Origin of the sequence: Bacillus sp. FSL K6-1218 (assembly GCF_038006445.1) — a bacterium.
In the GTDB taxonomy this organism is placed as follows: domain Bacteria; phylum Bacillota; class Bacilli; order Bacillales; family Bacillaceae_G; genus Bacillus_A; species Bacillus_A thuringiensis_S.
In genome coordinates this window covers 4,448,657-4,467,276 of the sequence record NZ_JBBOVE010000001.1, presented here as the reverse complement: position 1 = coordinate 4,467,276, position 18,620 = coordinate 4,448,657, and the positions used below count along the sequence as shown (strand labels likewise).

Below are 18,620 nucleotides of genomic sequence, written 5' to 3'. Positions count from 1 at the left end.
AAAAGCACAGAGAATTATAAAAACTCTGTGCTTTACATTAATAAACGAGAAATCCTGCTTTATCCAGTGCCTCGCAAGCAGCATCTAACTTTTCTTTAGAATCGGCCTCAATTGTATGTAAGTGAATACCATCTGTTAGTTGCGAAAGGTAAGAAGCATTTGTGTTTTCTATTTTTTGTAAATATTGTTCTACATCAAAGCGATTACTTACCATAATAGATGCTGTTAAATCGCCGTATACAGGATGCTCAACTTTTACGTCTTTAATCGTAACGCCGTGATCAACAAGCATTGTAAGTTCTTGACGTACTTCTGCTGGTTTGTGCTGGCATACGATTACGCGTTCAAAAGCTTGTTGTTTCTCTTGTGGCTTTAAATATAAATAGCCTTGAGCAGTCGCAATAATTGGTTCGTTTCGTGCTTTAAGCAAGGAAATATCTTGCACGATAACTTGCCTACTTACGTTTGTCTTCTTCGATAGTTCATTCCCAGATAACGGCTCATTTGCAGCGAGAAGCCACTGAAGGATAAGCTGTCGTCTTTCTTCACCTAAAATCTTTTTTTGTTCATTTTGTTTCATTATGATTTAACACCTCTATAAAATTGATTTCCAATTGTGTGTAGTGCATGAATAGTAGTATCAATTTGATCTTTCGTTGTTTGTTGTCCGAAAGAGAAGCGGACATATTGTTTGGCCTCTTCATACGTTTTTCCAATTGCAAGCATAGTTTTCGAAGGTTCTTGTTTACCGACTTGGCAAGCACTTCCGGTGGAAATGGCAATACCATGACGATTACATTCTAGCATAGTATATTGACCTTCGATTCCTTTTATTGTAACCCCAACAATATGTGGTAAACAAGAAGTAGAATGACCTTCTACTTCAATTTCTAGCGGAAGTGTTTGTATTTGCTCTAAAAAGTAGGATCGTAACTCTTTAAAACGTAAACTTTCTTCCCATTGAGTTTTTAATATATTTTCAGCAGCTGTTAAAAAAGATGCGATGCCGGGAACGTTCACTGTACCTGGGCGAAATCCTTTTTCGTGAGAAGTTCCTGGAAATACTTGTTCCCAGCGAGATTGCGGATTTATGTAGCAAGCGCCGACACCTTTTGGTCCGTATATTTTATGTGCTGAAACAGAAAGACTATCAATCCCCATCTCAAAAACATGGATAGGCAGTTTACCAAACGTTTGCACACAATCCGTATGAAATAAAACATTATATTTTTTCAAAATTGCCCCGATTTCTGTAATGTTTTGAACGGTTCCGATTTCAGAGTTTCCATGCTGTATACTTGCTAGCACAGTATCTTCTGTAATAGATGCCTCTAAATCTACTAAACAAATGAGTCCGCTTTTATCAACAGGAATTTCAGTGATCGTATAGCCTTTTGATTTTAGAGATTGAAAATAACTTCGAATGGATGCATGTTCCATAGGTGTCGTAATAATATGCTTCTTATTTCGGGCATTTAGAAGTGATTGGATCGCAAGATAGTTTGATTCTGAGCCACCGCTTGTGAAGAATACTCCTTGTTCTTTTCCACCAATCATTTCCGCGAATGTTTTTCGGCAAACTTGTAATAAAGAAGAAGCCGTTCCTCCAATGTCATGTAAACTTTGTTCATTTCCGAAGTATTGAGAAGCTGCTTTCATATATGTTTGTAACGCTTCCTCGCTCATAGGTGTAGTAGCTGCATAGTCAAGATATATCATCATGTAAGTTCCTCTCTCTAGTAAGAGTTACATTTCTTTTACTTTTTAAATGGTAGTGAAAATAAGAATTATAAAAAAACTCTTGTCATTATTTTAAAACTATGTAAATATAGGTGTCAAGACAGTTGAAAAGTGTAAAGTAGGAGGCAACAATTATGCCAAGTGCAGATGTCTTAATTATTGGAAGTGGCGTTGCGGCACTTCGTGTTGCAAAAGAGATTTGTCACGAAAAGAATGTGATTATTATCACAAAGGAGACGAAACGTAATAATAATACACATTTAGCTCAAGGTGGAATTGCCGCAGCGGTAGCTACATATGACAATCCTAATGATCATTTTGAAGATACGTTAGTAGCAGGGTGTCATTATAATAATGAAGAAGTGGTCCGTTATTTAGTCGAGGAAGGGCCGAAAGAAATTAATAACCTTATTGAAAGAGGAATGAAATTTGATGGAGATGAAACAGGTCCTCATCTTGGAAAAGAAGGAGCGCATCGAAAACGTCGTATTTTACATGCAGGTGGCGATGCAACAGGAAAGAATTTATTAGAGCATCTTATTCAAGAAGTAGCTCCATACGTTACGGTAGTGGAACAGGAAATGGTGCTCGATTTTATTATAGAAAAAGATAAATGTGTTGGGGCTTTAACTCGTAACAATAAAGGAGAACTGAAACGTTACAATGCAGTTTATACGGTGTTAGCTTCAGGCGGTATTGGCGGTTTATACGCCTTTACTTCTAATGATGAGACAATTACAGGCGATGGACTTGCAATGGTGTACCGTGCAGGCGGAGAACTTGTAGATTTAGAGTTTATACAATTTCATCCGACGATGTTATACGCGGGTGGGCGTTGTTCCGGCCTCGTGTCCGAAGCTGTTCGCGGAGAAGGAGCTGTCCTTATAAATGGCAAAGGGCAGCGTTTTATGATGGATATACATTCCGAACAGGATTTAGCGCCTCGTGATGTAGTCGCAAGGGCTATTCATGAACAGCTACTTGCGGGTGAAAAAGTGTACTTAAACATTGAAATGATTCAAAACTTTGAACAACGCTTTCCGACCGTGTCATCGATATGTAAAACAAATGGAGTCGATATAAATAAAAAGCTTATTCCAGTCGTGCCCGGTACTCATTTTCACATGGGCGGCGTGAAAACGAACTGTGATGGAGAGACGTCTATTCCGAACCTATACGCAGTCGGTGAAGTAGCTTGTAATGGGGTTCATGGTGCAAATAGATTAGCGAGTAATTCATTATTAGAAGGTCTTGTGTTTGGAAAAAGAATCGGACGACACATTTTATCTAGAGAGACAAAAGAAAAGGTGAACATGCTAGCCGAAAAGGAAGCGAAGTTTATCGTTCTGAATCATTTACCGACGAAAGAAGAAATACAAAAATGCATGATGAAATATGTTGGGATTGTGCGAACAGAGCAAAGTTTATCTTATGCGAAGAGATGGCTTAGTAAGTACGGTGTTCGAAATATGATATTACAACATGATGTTCTTACGAATGAAGAGATAACACTTATTAATATGTTAACGGTTTGTGAGCTTATAGTTGTGTCAGCCCTGCAAAGAGAAGAAAGTATTGGTGGGCATTACCGGAGTGATTATCCAGATAGAAATGTAGGAAAGAAAGAGATTGTTCGAGTAAAGAGAAAACTACAACTTGTGTGATGAGGGGAAGAGGGGCTTTATGAACACGATAAAAGTGAAAGAAGCATTAAATCGATTTTTTTTAGAAGATATAGGAGAAAGAGATGTAACATCTCAGCTTATTTTTCCAGATAACTTGCTTTCAAAAGGAACGTTTCTTTCGAAGGATACAGGGGTCTTTGCAGGACGTTTAGTAATTGAATCGGGATTTAAATTAATTGATGAGAGAATTGAAGTAGAGCTTCATAAAAAAGATGGGGATCTTGTAGAAAAAGGCGAAATCATTGCAACTGTGCAAGGTCCAATTGCATCGTTATTAACAGCAGAGCGCGTTATATTAAATGTTATCCAGCGTATGAGCGGAATAGCGACGATGACGCGTAAAGCGGTTCTTGCTTTAGATAGCAGCCATACACGTATTTGTGATACGCGAAAAACAATGCCGGGGCTACGTATGTTTGATAAGTATGCAGTCGTGTGCGGAGGAGGATTTAATCACCGTTTCGGTTTATATGATGGTGTCATGATCAAAGACAATCATATTGCCTTTGCTGGTTCTATTACGAAAGCTGTTACATCGCTGAAAGAAAAATTAGGACATATGGTGAAAGTAGAAGTGGAAACAGAAACGGAGGAGCAAGTGAGAGAGGCTGTAGCGGCTGGTGCGGATATTATTATGTTTGATAACCGTACGCCAGATGAGATTAGAGAGTTTTCAAAGATTGTACCAAGTGCCATCGTTACGGAAGCATCAGGAGGCATTACAATTGAAGATTTATCGAAATACGGAAAAACAGGGGTAGATTATATTTCACTTGGAGCGTTAACACATTCAGTGAAAGCACTTGATATTAGTTTCAATATTGAAGGGTAAGGAAAGTCGCTTAGAGGGGGAGAAAGGAATATGAGTATTTTAGAAAAAGTGCAACCAATTGAAACGATGTTACCGGAGCGTTATCACAAGATGTCAAAAGAAGATATGGAAAAGCGTGTTCATGAAATTAAAGAAAAAATGGGGAAAATGTTATTCATTCCAGGACATCATTACCAAAAAGATGAAGTGGTACAATTTTCAGATGCAGCAGGGGATTCACTTCAGCTTGCGCAAGTTGCAGCGAGCAATAAAGACGCAAAGTATATTGTGTTTTGCGGGGTGCACTTTATGGCGGAAACAGCAGATATGTTAACGACAGATGATCAAATCGTTATTTTGCCAGATATGCGTGCAGGATGTTCGATGGCAGATATGGCAGATATTGAACAAACAGAAAGAGCGTGGAAAGAGCTCACGAAATTATTTGGAGATACGATGATTCCGTTAACGTATGTGAACTCTACAGCTGCAATTAAAGCGTTTTGTGGTCGTAACGGAGGAGCAACAGTAACTTCTTCTAATGCAAAGCAAATGGTATCTTGGGCGTTTACACAAAAAGAACGTCTCGTCTTTTTACCGGATCAACATTTAGGAAGAAATACAGCGTACGACTTAGGTATCGCGTTAGATAAAATGGCAGTATGGGATCCGCATACTGATTCTTTAGAGTACGATGGAGATATAGAAGAAATTCAAGTGATTTTATGGAAAGGTCATTGTTCAGTTCATCAAAACTTTACAGTGAAAAACATAGAGAATGTACGAAAAAATCATCCGGATATGAATATTATTGTACATCCAGAATGTTGCTATGAAGTTGTAGCTGCTTCAGATTATGCAGGGTCAACGAAATATATTATTGATATGATTGAATCAGCGCCATCTGGTAGCAAATGGGCGATTGGTACAGAAATGAATTTAGTGAATCGAATTATTCAGCAACATCCAGATAAAGAAATTGTTTCGCTTAATCCATTTATGTGTCCATGTTTAACGATGAACCGAATTGATCTGCCTCACTTATTATGGGCACTTGAAACGATAGAAAGAGGAGAAGAAATTAATGTTATTAGTGTAGATAAACAAGTAACGGCAGAAGCGGTTCTTGCATTAAATCGTATGTTAGAGCGTGTGTAAAGCAACGGTATTCCCGTTGCTTTTTTTCATGCACATAATCATAACGAGAACGAAATGGGCATACATTGTTGTGAAGAAATCATTGCGATTTTTTTATGCTTATTCCACTTCAAATGATATTGAAAATCGAAGAAGTGATGAAAGTGAAAAGAAGTTAACGTTATTTAGAAAGAGTTACTTCATGAGATTTGTTACTTATAGATAAGTTATACAGGAGGGGGAAAATTTGAAAATTCATATCGTGCAAAAAGGGGATACCCTTTGGAAAATTGCGAAAAAGTACGGAGTGGATTTTGATACACTGAAACAAACAAATACACAACTTAGTAATCCTGATCTAATCATGCCAGGTATGAAAATTAAAGTGCCATCAAAGAGTGTTCATATGAAACAACAGGCTGGAGCAGGCTCAGCGCCTCCAAAGCAATACGTAAAAGAAGTGCAGCAAAAAGAATTTGCAGCAACACCAACTCCGCTTGGAATAGAAGATGAAGAAGAAGTTACGTATCAATCAGCACCAATTACACAGCAGCCAGCTATGCAACAAACACAAAAAGAAGTGCAAGTAAAACCGCAGAAGGAGATGCAAGTAAAGCCGCAAAAAGAAGTACAGGTGAAGCCACAGAAGGAGATGCAGGTAAAGCCGCAGAAAGAGGTGCAAAAAGAACAGCCAATTCAAAAAGAAAAACCAGTTGAAAAACCGTCTGTTATTCAAAAACCACCTGTGATAGAAAAACAAAAACCGGCGGAAAAAGAAAACACGAAGTTTTCGGTAAATGTATTACCGCAGCCGCCACAACCACCAATAAAACCCAAAAAAGAATATAAAATTTCAGATGTAATAAAAAAAGGAAGCGAGTTAATTGCTCCTCAAATTAGTAAAATGAAACCTAACAATATCATTTCTCCGCAAACGAAAAAAAACAATATAATATCGCCGCAAGTGAAGAAAGAGAATGTAGGGAATATAATATCGCCGCAAGTGAAAAAAGAAAATGTAGGGAATATAGTGTCACCGCAAGTGAAGAAAGAAAATGTAGGGAATATAGTGTCACCACAAGTGAAGAAAGAGAATGTAGGAAATATAGTGTCACCACAAGTGAAGAAAGAAAATGTAGGGAATATAGTGTCACCACAAGTGAAGAAAGAGAATGTAGGAAATATAGTGTCACCACAAGTGAAGAAAGAAAACGTAGGGAATATAGTATCGCCAAATGTATCGAAAGAAAATGTAGTTATTCCGCAAGTCATACCGCCAAATATTCAAATGCCAAATATAATGCCAATTATGGATAACAACCAACCACCAAATATGATGCCAATTATGGATAATAATCAAATGCCGAATATGATGCCAATTATGGATAACAACCAACCACCGAATATAATGCCAATTATGGATAACAACCAACCACCAAATATGATGCCAATTATGGATAACAACCAAATGCCGAATATGATGCCAATTATGGATAACAACCAAATGCCGAATATGATGCCAATTATGGATAACAATCAAATGCCGAATATGATGCCAATTATGGATAACAACCAAATGCCGAATATGATGCCAATTATGGATAACAATCAAATGCCGAATATAATGCCAATTATGGATAACAATCAAATGCCGAATATAATGCCAATTATGGATAACAATCAAATGCCGAATATGATGCCAATCATGGATAACAATCAAATGCCGAATATGATGCCAATCATGGATAACAATCAACCACCGAATATGATGCCATATCAAATGCCGTATCAACAGCCTATGATGCCGCCGAATCCGTATTATCAACAACCAAATCCATATCAAATGCCATATCAGCAAGGAGCGCCGTTTGGACCGCAATATACGTCTATGCCAAACCCGAATATGATGCCAATGGATAATAATATGCCGCCGCTTGTGCAGGGTGAGGAAGATTGTGGATGCGGAGGAGAAAGTAGACTATATAGTCCACAACCAGGCGGTCCGCAATATGCGAATCCTTTATATTATCAACCAACTCAATCTGCATATGCACCACAGCCAGGAACGATGTATTATCAACCAGATCCACCAAATGTATTTGGAGAGCCCATTTCAGAAGAAGAGGACGAAGAAGAAGTTTAAAAAGGCGGGAGTATTCCCGCCTTTTTTGCATGCGTGTTAATTAAGGAAATGAAGGGTTTTTATGAAGTGCTAGAAAATTCCCAGTGAAATATTAACAGTGTAAAAACCCTCTCTGTTACTCATCATAAGAGGGAGCTTTTCAGAAGAGAAGCTCATTCTAACAGAGGGGGTTTTTGTATTGAATACGAAAGTAAAAGTGATTGCTGCTTCTTTGTTAGTTACCAGTGCATTAGCTGCATGTGGTACACCAAAAGATAACAATGCAATGGATGGACGTAACTACAATTACGAGCGTACATCTTATAATGATACACACCAGTATCGTGATAATGTAACGCGTAATGATCGCTATACAGATTATGTAACATATAGAAATGGTCGTAACGATACAGGATATAACAATTATTACCGAGATGTAAATTACAACGGTCAAATTGCTAATCCGCATCCAACACGTAATATTACAATGAACAATTCATACATTAACAATGATGGTAAAACAGCAGAAAAAATTACAAATCGTGTGAAACGTATGAATAACGTGGACCGTGTGTCTACAGTTGTATATGGAAACGATGTGGCGATTGCGGTAAAACCGCGTAATACAGTGACAAATGAAACGGCGATGGCGAACGAAATTCGTCAAGCTGTTGTAAATGAAGTTGGAAACAGAAACGTATATGTTTCTGTAAGAAATGATATGTTTACTCGTGTCGATGCAATGAGCACACGTCTACGTAACGGTACAGTTACAAACGATTTTAATCGTGATATAGGAAATATGTTCCGAGACATTCGTTACGGTTTAACTGGTACTATGCGATAGCAAAACAAAAGAGGAAGGGATAGCCCTTCCTCTTCATTCATCGTTGTCTTGTAAACGACGTTTTTTAATAAAATAACTAACGGAGTAAGAAACTAAAAAGCATATGAGGAAAACACTACCTGTTAGAATAGCTTCAAATAGAGGTCTTTCAGGACTGAAAATGATATAAATAATAGTAATAATAATTCCAATAAGAAGAGAGCGTAAAACAAGCTTGTAATAAGGGGTTAATTTTATTTCCTTTTCGCCTTCTTCTACATCGATTGAAACACTTAACTGTAAATAAGCAAGTAAAATACTCGTAAGCATAAATAATAGCCATAATGGAGATTTCGTAATTTGATCAGTTCCTTCAGTGAATCCGATATAGCCTAAAATTCCAACTATCCCAATGTATTGAAAAAGAAAGGCAATACGTATGTTTTTTAACGTTTGAAGAATGAGACGTTCATCCTTTATTTTTTTCACAATATTCATCCCCTGCTTATTATGATTTCGCTTTTACATTAATTGTAACATATATATTACAATTATCAATTTATAATTTACATAAAATAATTTGGATGAAAGAGGAAATAAGATATTTTTATAAACATGTTGCACTTATACTTTATTAATGTTATATTAGCAAAGCGATGAGCTAATTTACGTAAGACGAGAGATATGCTTAAGTGCTAAACACGCGAATGTGGTCGCCTGGTCTCTCGCCGTAAACGCATCAAGACGCCTGCTTTGCAGGCGTCTTTCATTTTATATAAAAGTAAATGATACATGCAGATGAGGTAAATCCCTATCTGCATTTTTTATTTTTTCGAAAGAAATGTAATATGGATAAAACCCCCATTTCCGGAAAAACTACTAATGAAAGTTTGATTTTGCCTAGAAGAGGTGAACGGAAATGAAATGGATACTGATTGCGATGCAAGCTTTCGTTATGATGTTTTGTTTCGTTTATGAAACGAATGTGAAGGCGGAAGGGCCAGTACCAGAAGTAACGAAAAAAGAACCCGAAGTTACAATTTTATTAGAGCGTATGTATGTTGATGGAGAAGTAAGTGAGGAAATACTTACAGAAAAAGTGGTGGATTTAGAAAAGTTTTTACAGCAGTATAAAGAATGGCAGCTCGTTGATCGTGATGATGTACAAATTGTATTGCAAAAGAAAGTTGATGATATTTCTCCGTTATTGAAAACGAGCGGTTATTTTGGCGTGTCAGAGGAAGGGATATTACAAATTTTCAAAGGTGTACCGAAAAGTGATAATGCGATTCATTCCTTCTTCCAAATTGATATGAAAAAGCTTGAGAGTTATGAGCGTGCGAAATTGAAGCGTGGTATTCGGATTAAATCAAAAGAAGGTTTTGTAAAAACGATTGAAAAAATGAAGCAATACGCAGTGCAAAATAAGAAAAAAAGCAGCTCATGGTGAGCTGCTTTTTCTTACTTATTCTTAGCTAAAATTTCTTTTGCGATTTCATCGATTAGCATATCTTTTCCGATTGGATTGAATGCTTTCGTATTGAAGATTTCATTTGATACTTCATATACGTGATTGTTTTTAACCGCTTTATTGTCTTTCCAAACAGCACTGTTTTTGTAGTCTTCGTAAACTTTATCAGCTTCGCCGCCGAAGTTTACAATAAACATTTGGTCAGGCTGGAATGCAACTAGACCTTCTAATGATACTTGCGCCATCGTTTGTTTTAAATCCGTACCTTTTGTTGCTGGAAGCTTTAAGTCATTAAAGATGATGTCACCGTATCCGAAGCTGCCGTATACGCGGAAGTTTTGTGGTGTAACTGCAACGAACATAAAGTTCTCATCTTTTGTTTTGTCTTTAATTTTTTTAGATAAAGAGTCTGCTTTCTTATCGTAGTCTGCAATCCATTTGTCTGCTTTCTTCTCTTCGTCAAATAGCTTACCTACTTCTTTAAATTTACCACGCCAGTCTTCTAAGTTTGTTTCTAGAACAACTGTAGGTGCAACCTTTTCTAGTTGATCATAAATTTTTAATTGACGGTTGTTTAAAATAATTAAGTCTGGTTTTAAAGCAGTAACAGCTTCTAAATCAACTTTAGGTGCCCAGTACCAGCCTACTGCTTTTACTCCATCTAACTTATCTGTTAAGTGATTTTGGATTTTATCTTTATATGTATTTGCTGTACCAACAGGTTTGTGTCCAAGAAGTAATAGTTCTTCTGTTGATCCAGATAAGTCAACAATTCTCTTTGGATTTACTGGAATTGTTGCTTCACCTTTAGCATGTTTTACAACTTTAGTTTTCGGTTGTTCTTTTGCTTTCGATTCTTCTTTTTGAGAAGAGCAGCCAACGATAGAAAGAACAACAAGCATAATAGTAAATAAAATAAATAGCTTACGTTTCATCCTGATGTAACCCCTTTAATTAGTATTGATAATCATTATCGACCTCTGTATATTAAGGTGCTTTAACCTTTCTGTCAATGGAAAATAACAGAAGTTTCAAGTGGAGAACATTTGTTGGGGCAGTCTCGCTTTTCTATCATTAAATATGTTAAAATGGAATACATGATTTAAGAGGGAGAGATCGTATTTTGTTTGAATATGTTACAGGTTACGTGGAGTATGTAGGGCCGGAATATGTCGTAATTGATCATAATGGAATTGGTTATCAAATTTTCACACCGAATCCGTATGTATTTCAAAGAAGTAAGCAAGAAATCCGTGTCTATACATATCATTATGTGAGAGAAGATATTATGGCACTTTACGGGTTTAAAACACGTGAAGAGCGTTTATTATTTACAAAGTTGTTAGGCGTGTCTGGCATTGGGCCAAAAGGCGCTCTTGCAATTTTAGCTTCTGGTCAAACAGGACAGGTCGTTCAAGCGGTTGAGCATGAAGATGAGAAGTTTTTAGTGAAATTCCCAGGCGTCGGAAAGAAAACAGCACGCCAAATGATTTTAGATTTAAAAGGAAAACTAGCAGATGTCGTACCAGATGCATTTGTTGATTTATTCTCAGACACAGAACGTTTTGATGAGAAGAAAGGTTCATCAGCTGAGCTTGATGAGGCACTGGAAGCTCTGCGCGCACTTGGATACGCAGAACGCGAAGTTTCTCGCGTTGTACCAGAGTTATTAAAAGAATCATTAACGACGGATCAGTATATTAAAAAGGCACTTAGTCTTTTACTAAATGGTAAGAGGTGAGTATAATGGACGAACGTCTCCTTTCAGGGGAATCTGCATATGAAGATTCGGATTTAGAATATTCATTACGGCCACAGACGCTCCGTCAGTATATTGGCCAAGATAAAGCGAAACATAATTTAGAAGTATTTATTGAAGCGGCGAAAATGCGTGAAGAAACGTTAGATCATGTGCTTTTATATGGACCACCAGGTCTTGGTAAAACGACGCTTGCAAATATTATTGCAAATGAGATGGGCGTTAATGTTAGAACAACTTCAGGTCCGGCAATTGAAAGACCAGGAGATTTAGCTGCTGTATTAACAGCGCTTCAGCCAGGAGATGTATTATTTATTGATGAAATTCATCGTTTGCATAGATCAATTGAAGAAGTATTGTATCCTGCAATGGAAGACTTTTGCCTTGATATCGTAATTGGAAAAGGGCCTTCAGCACGTTCTGTACGGCTAGATTTACCGCCATTTACACTAGTTGGAGCAACGACCCGCGCCGGAGCATTATCGGCACCGCTTCGGGACCGATTCGGTGTACTTTCAAGGTTAGAGTATTACACAGTAGATCAGCTTTCTGCGATTGTTGAACGTACAGCAGAAGTATTCGAAGTTGAAATTGATTCGTTAGCTGCACTAGAAATTGCAAGGCGTGCTCGTGGTACACCTCGTATTGCAAATCGTCTTTTAAGACGTGTACGTGATTTCGCGCAAGTTCGTGGTAACGGAACGGTTACGATGGAAATTACACAAATGGCATTAGAGCTACTGCAAGTAGATAAATTAGGTTTAGATCATATTGATCATAAATTACTGCTTGGTATTATTGAGAAATTCCGTGGTGGTCCAGTTGGATTAGAAACGGTTTCAGCAACAATTGGAGAAGAATCTCATACGATTGAAGATGTGTATGAGCCGTATTTATTACAAATTGGCTTTTTACAACGAACGCCAAGGGGCCGAATTGTAACGCCGCTTGCGTATGAACATTTCGGAATGGAGATACCAAAAGTATGACGGAGATGCCAAAGCTACTTATTACAGCGGGGATCTTACTCATTGTTGTTGGATTAGCTTGGAAGTTCATTGGAAGGCTTCCAGGCGATATTTTTGTGAAAAAAGGAAACGTTACCTTTTATTTTCCTATCATTACATGTATTGTGTTAAGTATTGTATTATCTTTTATTATGTATATAATAAATCGATTCAAATAAGAAATAGGTGGATATAGCTATGGATATAAATCTGTTTGATTTTCATTTACCAGAAGAACTTATTGCACAAGTCCCGTTAGAAGATCGTGAAACATCAAGATTAATGGTGTTAGACCGTGAAACAGGTGATATTGAGCATAAACATTTTACGGACATTCTTTCCTACTTACATAAGGGGGATTGCTTAGTTTTAAATGAAACGAAAGTTATGCCTGCTCGTTTGCATGGTGTGAAAGAAGATACAGGCGCACACATTGAAGTACTTCTTTTAAAACAAGAAGAGGGCGATAAGTGGGAAACGCTTGTAAAGCCAGCGAAACGTGTAAAAGAAGGAACTGTTATCTCTTTTGGCGAAGGAAAATTAAAAGCAACTTGCACAGGAACTGCAGATCAAGGTGGACGTCAGCTTGAATTTTCATATGACGGCATCTTCTATGAAATTTTAGATGAACTTGGGGAAATGCCACTTCCTCCATATATTAAAGAGACGCTAGAAGATCGCGATCGCTATCAAACAGTATATGCGAAAGAAATCGGTTCAGCAGCAGCGCCGACTGCGGGACTTCACTTTACAGAAGAGTTACTTGAGAAGTTAAAGCAAAAAGGCGTTCAGTTAGCATTCATTACACTTCACGTAGGACTTGGAACATTTAGACCAGTTTCTGCAGACACGATTGAAGAACACCATATGCACGCAGAATATTACCATATGTCTGAAGAGACAGCAGCATTATTAAATCGTGTGAAAGAGAATGGTGGACGTATTATTACTGTAGGTACGACATCAACTCGTACGTTAGAAACAATTGCAACAGATCATGACGGTAAGCTTTGCGCCGCTTCTGGATGGACAGATATTTTCATGTATCCGGGATATGAATTTAAAGCAATTGATGGTTTAATTACAAACTTCCACTTGCCGAAATCAACATTAATCATGCTTGTAAGTGCATTTGCAAATAGAGATAATGTACTTCATGCTTACAATGAAGCAGTAAAAGAAAAATATCGTTTCTTTAGCTTCGGTGATGCAATGTTCGTTGCATCTCACGCTAAAATGAGAAACAAATAAAAGGAGTAAGTTATGACAGCAATTCGTTATGAATTTATTAAGACATGTAAACAAACGGGTGCCCGTTTAGGTCGTGTGCATACACCGCACGGTTCATTTGATACACCAACATTTATGCCAGTTGGTACACTTGCGACAGTTAAGACAATGTCACCAGAAGAATTAAAAGCAATGGATTCTGGCATTATTTTAAGTAATACGTATCATTTATGGCTACGTCCAGGTCATGAAATTATTCGTGAAGCAGGCGGCTTGCATAAATTTATGAACTGGGATCGTGCAATCTTAACAGACTCTGGTGGTTTCCAAGTATTCAGTTTAAGTGACTTCCGTCGTATTGAAGAGGAAGGCGTTCACTTCCGTAATCACTTAAATGGAGATAAATTATTCTTATCACCAGAAAAAGCGATGGAAATCCAAAATGCATTAGGTTCAGATATTATGATGGCATTTGATGAGTGTCCACCATTCCCGGCTACTTTTGAGTATATGAAGAAATCTGTAGAGCGTACAAGCCGCTGGGCAGAACGTTGCTTAAAAGCGCATGAACGTCCGCAAGATCAAGGTTTATTCGGTATTGTACAGGGTGGAGAGTACGAAGAGCTTCGTCGTCAAAGTGCTAAAGACCTTGTTTCAATGGACTTCCCTGGTTACGCTGTAGGTGGTTTATCTGTTGGTGAACCGAAAGATATTATGAACCGCGTGCTTGAGTTTACAACACCACTTCTTCCAGATAATAAGCCTCGTTACTTAATGGGTGTAGGTTCTCCTGACTCGTTAATCGATGGCGCAATTCGTGGTATTGATATGTTTGACTGCGTACTTCCAACTCGTATTGCTCGAAATGGTACATGTATGACAAGTGAAGGTCGCCTCGTTGTAAAAAATGCGAAATTCGCAAGAGACTTCGGTCCGCTTGACCCAAACTGTGATTGCTACACATGTAAAAATTACTCTCGTGCGTACATTCGTCACTTGATGAAATGTGATGAAACGTTCGGAATTCGTTTAACGTCTTATCACAATCTTCATTTTCTGTTAAACTTAATGGAGCAGGTGAGACAAGCTATTCGTGAAGACCGTCTTGGCGATTTCCGCGAAGAGTTCTTTGAACAGTATGGCTTTAATAAACCGAATGCTAAAAACTTCTAATACATAATTTAAAAGGAGGAACAAAAAATGAATGCAGGTATGATGAATATCGTTATGATTGTTGCGATGTTTGCGATTTTCTATTTCTTATTAATTCGCCCGCAACAAAAGCGTCAAAAAGCAGTTGCTCAAATGCAAAACGAATTAGCAAAAGGTGATGCTATCATAACAATTGGTGGCTTACACGGTACAATCGAATCAGTAGATGACACGAAAATTGTTATTAAATCTGGTGGTTCACACTTAACTTTCGATCGCAATGCGATTCGTGAAGTTGTGAAAAACTAATGTGGAAGGCCCTGCATGAAATGTGCAGGGCCTTTTTTAGTTACTTTGCTTTGACATATTTACACCGAAAATACCACCGAGTGTACTCGCACCCATTAATGCTAATTGATAAAGTAATTGTGAGTTCGATAAAGTTTGAGAAAAGCCTAAATAGTTAACTAGAAAAACGAGTATAGTGAACGTGAGACCTGTTGTGAGACCTACTAGCCACCCTTTCCCCTGTGCTTTTTTTCCAGCAATAAAACCAGACATAAGCATAGATAAAAGAGCGAGTATAAAAATAGTAACGGCTAATGTCCCTTCGTTTATATTCGTAAACTTTAATAAAAGAGCCATAATCATGCTAGTAAGAGATGCGAGAATTAATAGTGTAGTAATACCGAATCCGATTGCAGTGGATAATTTTTTCGTTCCATCCATTTATACATTCCCCCTTTTTAATACAAGCATATTTTCCTTTTGTCTAAGTTAGACTAGTTTCTTTTTTATAGGGGAGTCTATACGTAAAAAAGGAGATGTAGAAATGGAATGGATATCAATAATTGGACGGACAACGCTTTTGTATATCATCATCTTAATTATTTTTCGTCTTATGGGTAAACGTGAGATAGGAGAGCTAAGTGTATTAGATTTAGTCGTATTTATTATGCTTGGAGAAATGGCTGTAGTAGCAATTGAAAATACCGATAAATCACTTTGGCATCAATTAGTTCCGATGACTTTTCTTATGTGCATCCAAATTATTTTGTCAGTCATTTCCCTAAAGTATCAACGCTTTCGGCATTTAATAGAAGGTGAGCCGGCTATTCTTGTAAACGCGGGAAAGATTGATGAAAAGAAGATGAGAAAGCAACGTTATAATATAGATGATTTAATGATGCAATTAAGGGAGCAAGGAGTTGGAGATATTCGGGATGTAGAATATGCTATTTTGGAACCGTCTGGGAAGTTATCTGTCTTTCAAAAACAAAAAAATAAACAAGATGTATTGCAGTTTACTCTTCCTCTTATTATTGATGGAGAAATTCAATCTAGTCATTTACAAATGATTGAACATACAGATGAATGGCTTATTGAGAAATTAAAAAACTTAGGTTATAACGATGTAACACAAATTTTATACTGTAGTTTTCAAAACGGAAAATTTTTTGTTGATGTAAAAGAAAATTAGAGATTTATCCTTTGAAAGAGTAAGAATGATTAGTTTAACTAATAATCAGTGGAGATTACCCCACTGATTAAAGTTTCAACTTATTTCAAAAATGAAAGTTTCCGAATGATAGGGAGACGACTTAACTCTTCTTTTCGAATGAGTTTGAAAGTGAAGAGAAGTACGATATAAACAATTGTTGTTAAAGTGATTTCCCATAATGTTTGTATGCCAAGGGAATGAGAGAAAATAATATATTTATGAATATAAAAACCGAAGGCGCCTGCGATACCGATGGCAAGTCCGCCGAAAATATAGTCTTTTGCGTAAATGGTAAATGTAATCTTTTTTAAAACAGTAGCGTAGTGAAGAAATGTTACTGTTACAATATTTGCAGCGATAGCGAGAGCAACTCCCATCATTTGAAATTCTGGCCTTGAGGCTAGTACAAAAATAACAATTAATTTCACGATGGCGCCAATAAATGTATTCATCATTGCAGCTCTTGCTAAGTTTAAAGCTTGCAAAACAGAGGTCAGTGGACTTTGGAAATAATGAAATAAAAAGCAAGGTGCAAGAAGTTGAATGAATGCTGTTGCGCTGTCTGATCCGTACATAAGAGTTAAAACAGGAGAAGCGAATACATATAATATAACGACAGACCATCCGCCGGTAATTAATGAAATTCGAAGTGCTTGTTGTAAGCGGTGCTCCACTAATTTATGTTGTCTTTTTGCCATCGCTTCACTAATAGAAGGGACGAGCGCTGTAGAAAGAGCGTATGTAATAAAGGCGGGTAGTGATAGAAGCGGGAATGCATAACCGTTTAACATGCCGTATTGCTGGGTTGCAACAGAAGCAGCGACACCAGCGATTGCTAAGCTTTGCATAACGACAATAGGTTCAAAAAAATATGAAACGGAGCCGATTAAACGACTTCCTGTAGTGGGAAGAGCTATATCCATAAGGGAATAAAATGTTCCTTTGCTCTCCTTTACAGTAGTGAAAAATCCAGAGCGTATTGATAAATGTTTTTCGCGCTGAAATAACGTGAGTAAAAATAGTAAGGATGCAACTTCACCGAGAACAGCTGATAACATAGCACCGGCTGCAGCATATTCTACGCCGTAAGGTAAAAATAATTGAATGCATATAGCGATAATGGTAATGCGGACAACTTGTTCTAGAACTTGTGCATAAGCGCTAGGTTTCATATTTTGTTTCCCTTGAAAGTAACCGCGCAAAACAGAAGAAATAGCAATAACAGGAACGACGGGCAAAATGGCTATTAATGGATAGTACGTTCTTTCGTCGGTTAATAATGTTTTTGCTAAAATAGGTGTGAGGAACATAATTCCGATTGTTAATATGATACTAATAACGGATGTAACAGCTAGTGATACAGTTAATATTTTTTTAACTCTTTGTTTATCGTTCACAGCTTCCGCTTCTGCTACAAATTTTGCGATTGCGACAGGAAGACCGATTTGTGTTAATGTAATTGCTAAAATGAATGTAGGAACGGCCATCATATAAAGACCAACGCCTTCTTCACCTAAAATACGTGCCATTACTATACGATTGATGAAACCGAGTATTTTTGTAATAAATCCGGCTATCATTAAAATAAATGCGCCTTTTAAAAAGCTTTGTCTCGTCATGTTCTTCTCCTACCTTCTCAAAATCAATGGAATGATTTACAATAATTTATATGCACGTACGAGACAAGAATGACAAGCATTTAAGAGAGTGAACTATGATAGCGCTCTTGAAAGTAGTTATTGCTGTCCATTAGAGCGGGATTAAAGCGACTTTTTCGTGCTGAAATAAGAAGGAGATGTTATAGATGTTAGATAAAGAGGCTTTGGTAGAATCATACCGCGGACAGTTACAAGTCGTTTTAGAAAGTAAAGTAGAAGAGTTTCACATGTTCGGTTACGACCGAGTGACAGATGATGATATTTGGAAGTTTCTCAAAGTGAAAAAGTGGAAAAAGATAGACAGTGATGTTAGATTATATGAATTGGTAAATGATGTATTAAGAGTAAGTGCTAATGAGTATATGACATATTTAACTGTTGAAGCGTACCAAGCGCCACTTTGGTCATTTGATGAGTACGAAAATAAATAACCGACTGCAATTGGTTTGTTCTTCCTTTTGCAGTATAATGATAGGTATTGATAATGAGGAAATAATTATGTCTAAGATCATATATAAAGG

General features: G+C 37.3%; 20 protein-coding genes and 1 pseudogene. 15 read left to right on the top strand and 6 right to left on the bottom strand.

Translation table 11 applies throughout. The features are described 5' to 3' along the window. Window positions 1-37 precede the first annotated feature (37 nt). Window positions 38-580 (bottom strand): transcription repressor NadR, encoded by a 543-nt coding sequence (locus MHI26_RS22800; RefSeq protein WP_000812272.1) that lies wholly within the window; start codon window positions 578-580, stop codon window positions 38-40. After that, a complete protein-coding gene (locus MHI26_RS22795; RefSeq protein ID WP_000973781.1) occupies window positions 580-1,722 on the bottom strand; it encodes an IscS subfamily cysteine desulfurase in 1,143 nt (380 codons plus the stop codon). Before MHI26_RS22795 ends, MHI26_RS22800 begins: the two co-directional genes overlap by 1 nt. 152 nt (window positions 1,723-1,874) lie before the next feature. Between MHI26_RS22795 and nadB the strand changes: the two genes are divergently transcribed. From nadB to MHI26_RS22765, 6 genes and pseudogenes are all read left to right on the top strand, one after another. Continuing rightward, window positions 1,875-3,404 carry an L-aspartate oxidase gene (nadB, locus tag MHI26_RS22790; RefSeq protein WP_061666262.1) on the top strand — a complete coding sequence of 510 codons (1,530 nt, stop codon included), beginning with the start codon at window positions 1,875-1,877 and terminating at the stop codon, window positions 3,402-3,404. Window positions 3,405-3,423: 19 nt separating this feature from the next. After that, on the top strand, window positions 3,424-4,257 hold the full coding sequence (gene nadC, locus MHI26_RS22785; protein ID WP_001092241.1) for a carboxylating nicotinate-nucleotide diphosphorylase: 834 nt from the start codon (window positions 3,424-3,426) through the stop codon (window positions 4,255-4,257). 30 nt (window positions 4,258-4,287) lie between these two features. Further along, entirely contained in the window at window positions 4,288-5,394 is a 1,107-nt protein-coding gene (nadA, locus tag MHI26_RS22780) for a quinolinate synthase NadA (RefSeq protein ID WP_061666263.1), read from the top strand. 28 nt (window positions 5,395-5,422) lie between these two features. Further along, window positions 5,423-5,599, top strand: coding sequence for a hypothetical protein (locus tag MHI26_RS22775; protein WP_153578016.1), 177 nt, complete (start codon window positions 5,423-5,425; stop codon window positions 5,597-5,599). Between the two features lie 21 nt (window positions 5,600-5,620). Then, window positions 5,621-5,777: pseudogene (gene safA / locus MHI26_RS31620) on the top strand (SafA/ExsA family spore coat assembly protein); the annotation flags it as partial. Between the two features lie 1,917 nt (window positions 5,778-7,694). Then, window positions 7,695-8,342 (top strand): YhcN/YlaJ family sporulation lipoprotein, encoded by a 648-nt coding sequence (locus tag MHI26_RS22765; protein ID WP_001093530.1) that lies wholly within the window; start codon window positions 7,695-7,697, stop codon window positions 8,340-8,342. A 33-nt stretch (window positions 8,343-8,375) separates the two neighbouring features. Here the strand turns inward: MHI26_RS22765 and MHI26_RS22760 are convergent, their stop codons facing one another. Beyond that, complete coding sequence (locus tag MHI26_RS22760; protein WP_003307870.1) at window positions 8,376-8,819, bottom strand: hypothetical protein; 444 nt, start codon at window positions 8,817-8,819, stop codon at window positions 8,376-8,378. Between the two features lie 421 nt (window positions 8,820-9,240). Between MHI26_RS22760 and MHI26_RS22755 the strand changes: the two genes are divergently transcribed. After that, on the top strand, window positions 9,241-9,771 hold the full coding sequence (locus MHI26_RS22755) for a BofC C-terminal domain-containing protein (protein ID WP_000871176.1): 531 nt from the start codon (window positions 9,241-9,243) through the stop codon (window positions 9,769-9,771). 11 nt (window positions 9,772-9,782) lie between these two features. Here MHI26_RS22755 and MHI26_RS22750 read toward each other — a convergent pair whose 3' ends face one another. Continuing rightward, window positions 9,783-10,727 carry an iron-hydroxamate ABC transporter substrate-binding protein gene (locus MHI26_RS22750; RefSeq protein WP_061666265.1) on the bottom strand — a complete coding sequence of 315 codons (945 nt, stop codon included), beginning with the start codon at window positions 10,725-10,727 and terminating at the stop codon, window positions 9,783-9,785. A 188-nt stretch (window positions 10,728-10,915) separates the two neighbouring features. Here MHI26_RS22750 and ruvA point away from each other — a divergent pair, with 188 nt between their 5' ends. The 6 genes from ruvA to yajC are packed head-to-tail and all read left to right on the top strand — an operon-like array spanning window position 10,916 to window position 15,249. Then, window positions 10,916-11,533 carry a Holliday junction DNA helicase RuvA gene (gene ruvA, locus MHI26_RS22745; RefSeq protein WP_000464517.1) on the top strand — a complete coding sequence of 206 codons (618 nt, stop codon included), beginning with the start codon at window positions 10,916-10,918 and terminating at the stop codon, window positions 11,531-11,533. A gap of 5 nt (window positions 11,534-11,538) precedes the next feature. Beyond that, on the top strand, window positions 11,539-12,540 hold the full coding sequence (gene ruvB, locus MHI26_RS22740) for a Holliday junction branch migration DNA helicase RuvB (protein ID WP_000344464.1): 1,002 nt from the start codon (window positions 11,539-11,541) through the stop codon (window positions 12,538-12,540). After that, entirely contained in the window at window positions 12,537-12,737 is a 201-nt protein-coding gene (locus MHI26_RS22735) for a DUF2905 domain-containing protein (protein ID WP_000138162.1), read from the top strand. Before ruvB ends, MHI26_RS22735 begins: the two co-directional genes overlap by 4 nt. Window positions 12,738-12,756: 19 nt before the next feature. Then, on the top strand, window positions 12,757-13,809 hold the full coding sequence (queA, locus tag MHI26_RS22730) for a tRNA preQ1(34) S-adenosylmethionine ribosyltransferase-isomerase QueA (RefSeq protein ID WP_061666266.1): 1,053 nt from the start codon (window positions 12,757-12,759) through the stop codon (window positions 13,807-13,809). A gap of 12 nt (window positions 13,810-13,821) precedes the next feature. Then, window positions 13,822-14,961: a tRNA guanosine(34) transglycosylase Tgt gene (gene tgt / locus MHI26_RS22725; protein ID WP_000125365.1), complete on the top strand. Its 1,140-nt coding sequence runs from the start codon at window positions 13,822-13,824 to the stop codon at window positions 14,959-14,961. A gap of 27 nt (window positions 14,962-14,988) precedes the next feature. Then, a complete protein-coding gene (yajC, locus tag MHI26_RS22720; protein WP_000991113.1) occupies window positions 14,989-15,249 on the top strand; it encodes a preprotein translocase subunit YajC in 261 nt (86 codons plus the stop codon). Between the two features lie 36 nt (window positions 15,250-15,285). Here yajC and MHI26_RS22715 read toward each other — a convergent pair whose 3' ends face one another. Next, the gene (locus tag MHI26_RS22715) at window positions 15,286-15,669 is read right to left on the bottom strand and encodes a TIGR04086 family membrane protein (RefSeq protein ID WP_000349144.1); all 384 of its coding nucleotides are present in this window, start codon (window positions 15,667-15,669) and stop codon (window positions 15,286-15,288) included. A gap of 103 nt (window positions 15,670-15,772) precedes the next feature. Between MHI26_RS22715 and MHI26_RS22710 the strand changes: the two genes are divergently transcribed. Then, window positions 15,773-16,420, top strand: coding sequence for a DUF421 domain-containing protein (locus MHI26_RS22710; protein WP_061666267.1), 648 nt, complete (start codon window positions 15,773-15,775; stop codon window positions 16,418-16,420). Window positions 16,421-16,500: 80 nt separating this feature from the next. Here MHI26_RS22710 and spoVB read toward each other — a convergent pair whose 3' ends face one another. Beyond that, on the bottom strand, window positions 16,501-18,060 hold the full coding sequence (gene spoVB / locus MHI26_RS22705; RefSeq protein ID WP_061666268.1) for a stage V sporulation protein B: 1,560 nt from the start codon (window positions 18,058-18,060) through the stop codon (window positions 16,501-16,503). A 185-nt stretch (window positions 18,061-18,245) separates the two neighbouring features. Between spoVB and MHI26_RS22700 the strand changes: the two genes are divergently transcribed. Continuing rightward, the gene (locus tag MHI26_RS22700) at window positions 18,246-18,530 is read left to right on the top strand and encodes a post-transcriptional regulator (protein ID WP_000884549.1); all 285 of its coding nucleotides are present in this window, start codon (window positions 18,246-18,248) and stop codon (window positions 18,528-18,530) included. The last annotated feature ends 90 nt before the right edge of the window (window positions 18,531-18,620 follow it).

Excerpts from the sequence above, each read along its gene's own strand:
- MHI26_RS22800 (WP_000812272.1), bottom strand. The coding sequence starts at position 580 with ATGAAACAAAATGAACAAAAAAAGATTTTAGGTGAAGAAAGACGACAG.
- MHI26_RS22795 (WP_000973781.1), bottom strand. The coding sequence starts at position 1,722 with ATGATGATATATCTTGACTATGCAGCTACTACACCTATGAGCGAGGAA.
- nadB (WP_061666262.1), top strand. The coding sequence starts at position 1,875 with ATGCCAAGTGCAGATGTCTTAATTATTGGAAGTGGCGTTGCGGCACTT.
- nadC (WP_001092241.1), top strand. The coding sequence starts at position 3,424 with ATGAACACGATAAAAGTGAAAGAAGCATTAAATCGATTTTTTTTAGAA.
- nadA (WP_061666263.1), top strand. The coding sequence starts at position 4,288 with ATGAGTATTTTAGAAAAAGTGCAACCAATTGAAACGATGTTACCGGAG.
- MHI26_RS22775 (WP_153578016.1), top strand. The coding sequence starts at position 5,423 with ATGCACATAATCATAACGAGAACGAAATGGGCATACATTGTTGTGAAG.
- MHI26_RS22760 (WP_003307870.1), bottom strand. The coding sequence starts at position 8,819 with ATGAATATTGTGAAAAAAATAAAGGATGAACGTCTCATTCTTCAAACG.
- MHI26_RS22755 (WP_000871176.1), top strand. The coding sequence starts at position 9,241 with ATGAAATGGATACTGATTGCGATGCAAGCTTTCGTTATGATGTTTTGT.
- MHI26_RS22750 (WP_061666265.1), bottom strand. The coding sequence starts at position 10,727 with ATGAAACGTAAGCTATTTATTTTATTTACTATTATGCTTGTTGTTCTT.
- ruvB (WP_000344464.1), top strand. The coding sequence starts at position 11,539 with ATGGACGAACGTCTCCTTTCAGGGGAATCTGCATATGAAGATTCGGAT.
- MHI26_RS22735 (WP_000138162.1), top strand. The coding sequence starts at position 12,537 with ATGACGGAGATGCCAAAGCTACTTATTACAGCGGGGATCTTACTCATT.
- queA (WP_061666266.1), top strand. The coding sequence starts at position 12,757 with ATGGATATAAATCTGTTTGATTTTCATTTACCAGAAGAACTTATTGCA.
- tgt (WP_000125365.1), top strand. The coding sequence starts at position 13,822 with ATGACAGCAATTCGTTATGAATTTATTAAGACATGTAAACAAACGGGT.
- yajC (WP_000991113.1), top strand. The coding sequence starts at position 14,989 with ATGAATGCAGGTATGATGAATATCGTTATGATTGTTGCGATGTTTGCG.
- MHI26_RS22715 (WP_000349144.1), bottom strand. The coding sequence starts at position 15,669 with ATGGATGGAACGAAAAAATTATCCACTGCAATCGGATTCGGTATTACT.
- MHI26_RS22710 (WP_061666267.1), top strand. The coding sequence starts at position 15,773 with ATGGAATGGATATCAATAATTGGACGGACAACGCTTTTGTATATCATC.
- spoVB (WP_061666268.1), bottom strand. The coding sequence starts at position 18,060 with ATGACGAGACAAAGCTTTTTAAAAGGCGCATTTATTTTAATGATAGCC.
- MHI26_RS22700 (WP_000884549.1), top strand. The coding sequence starts at position 18,246 with ATGTTAGATAAAGAGGCTTTGGTAGAATCATACCGCGGACAGTTACAA.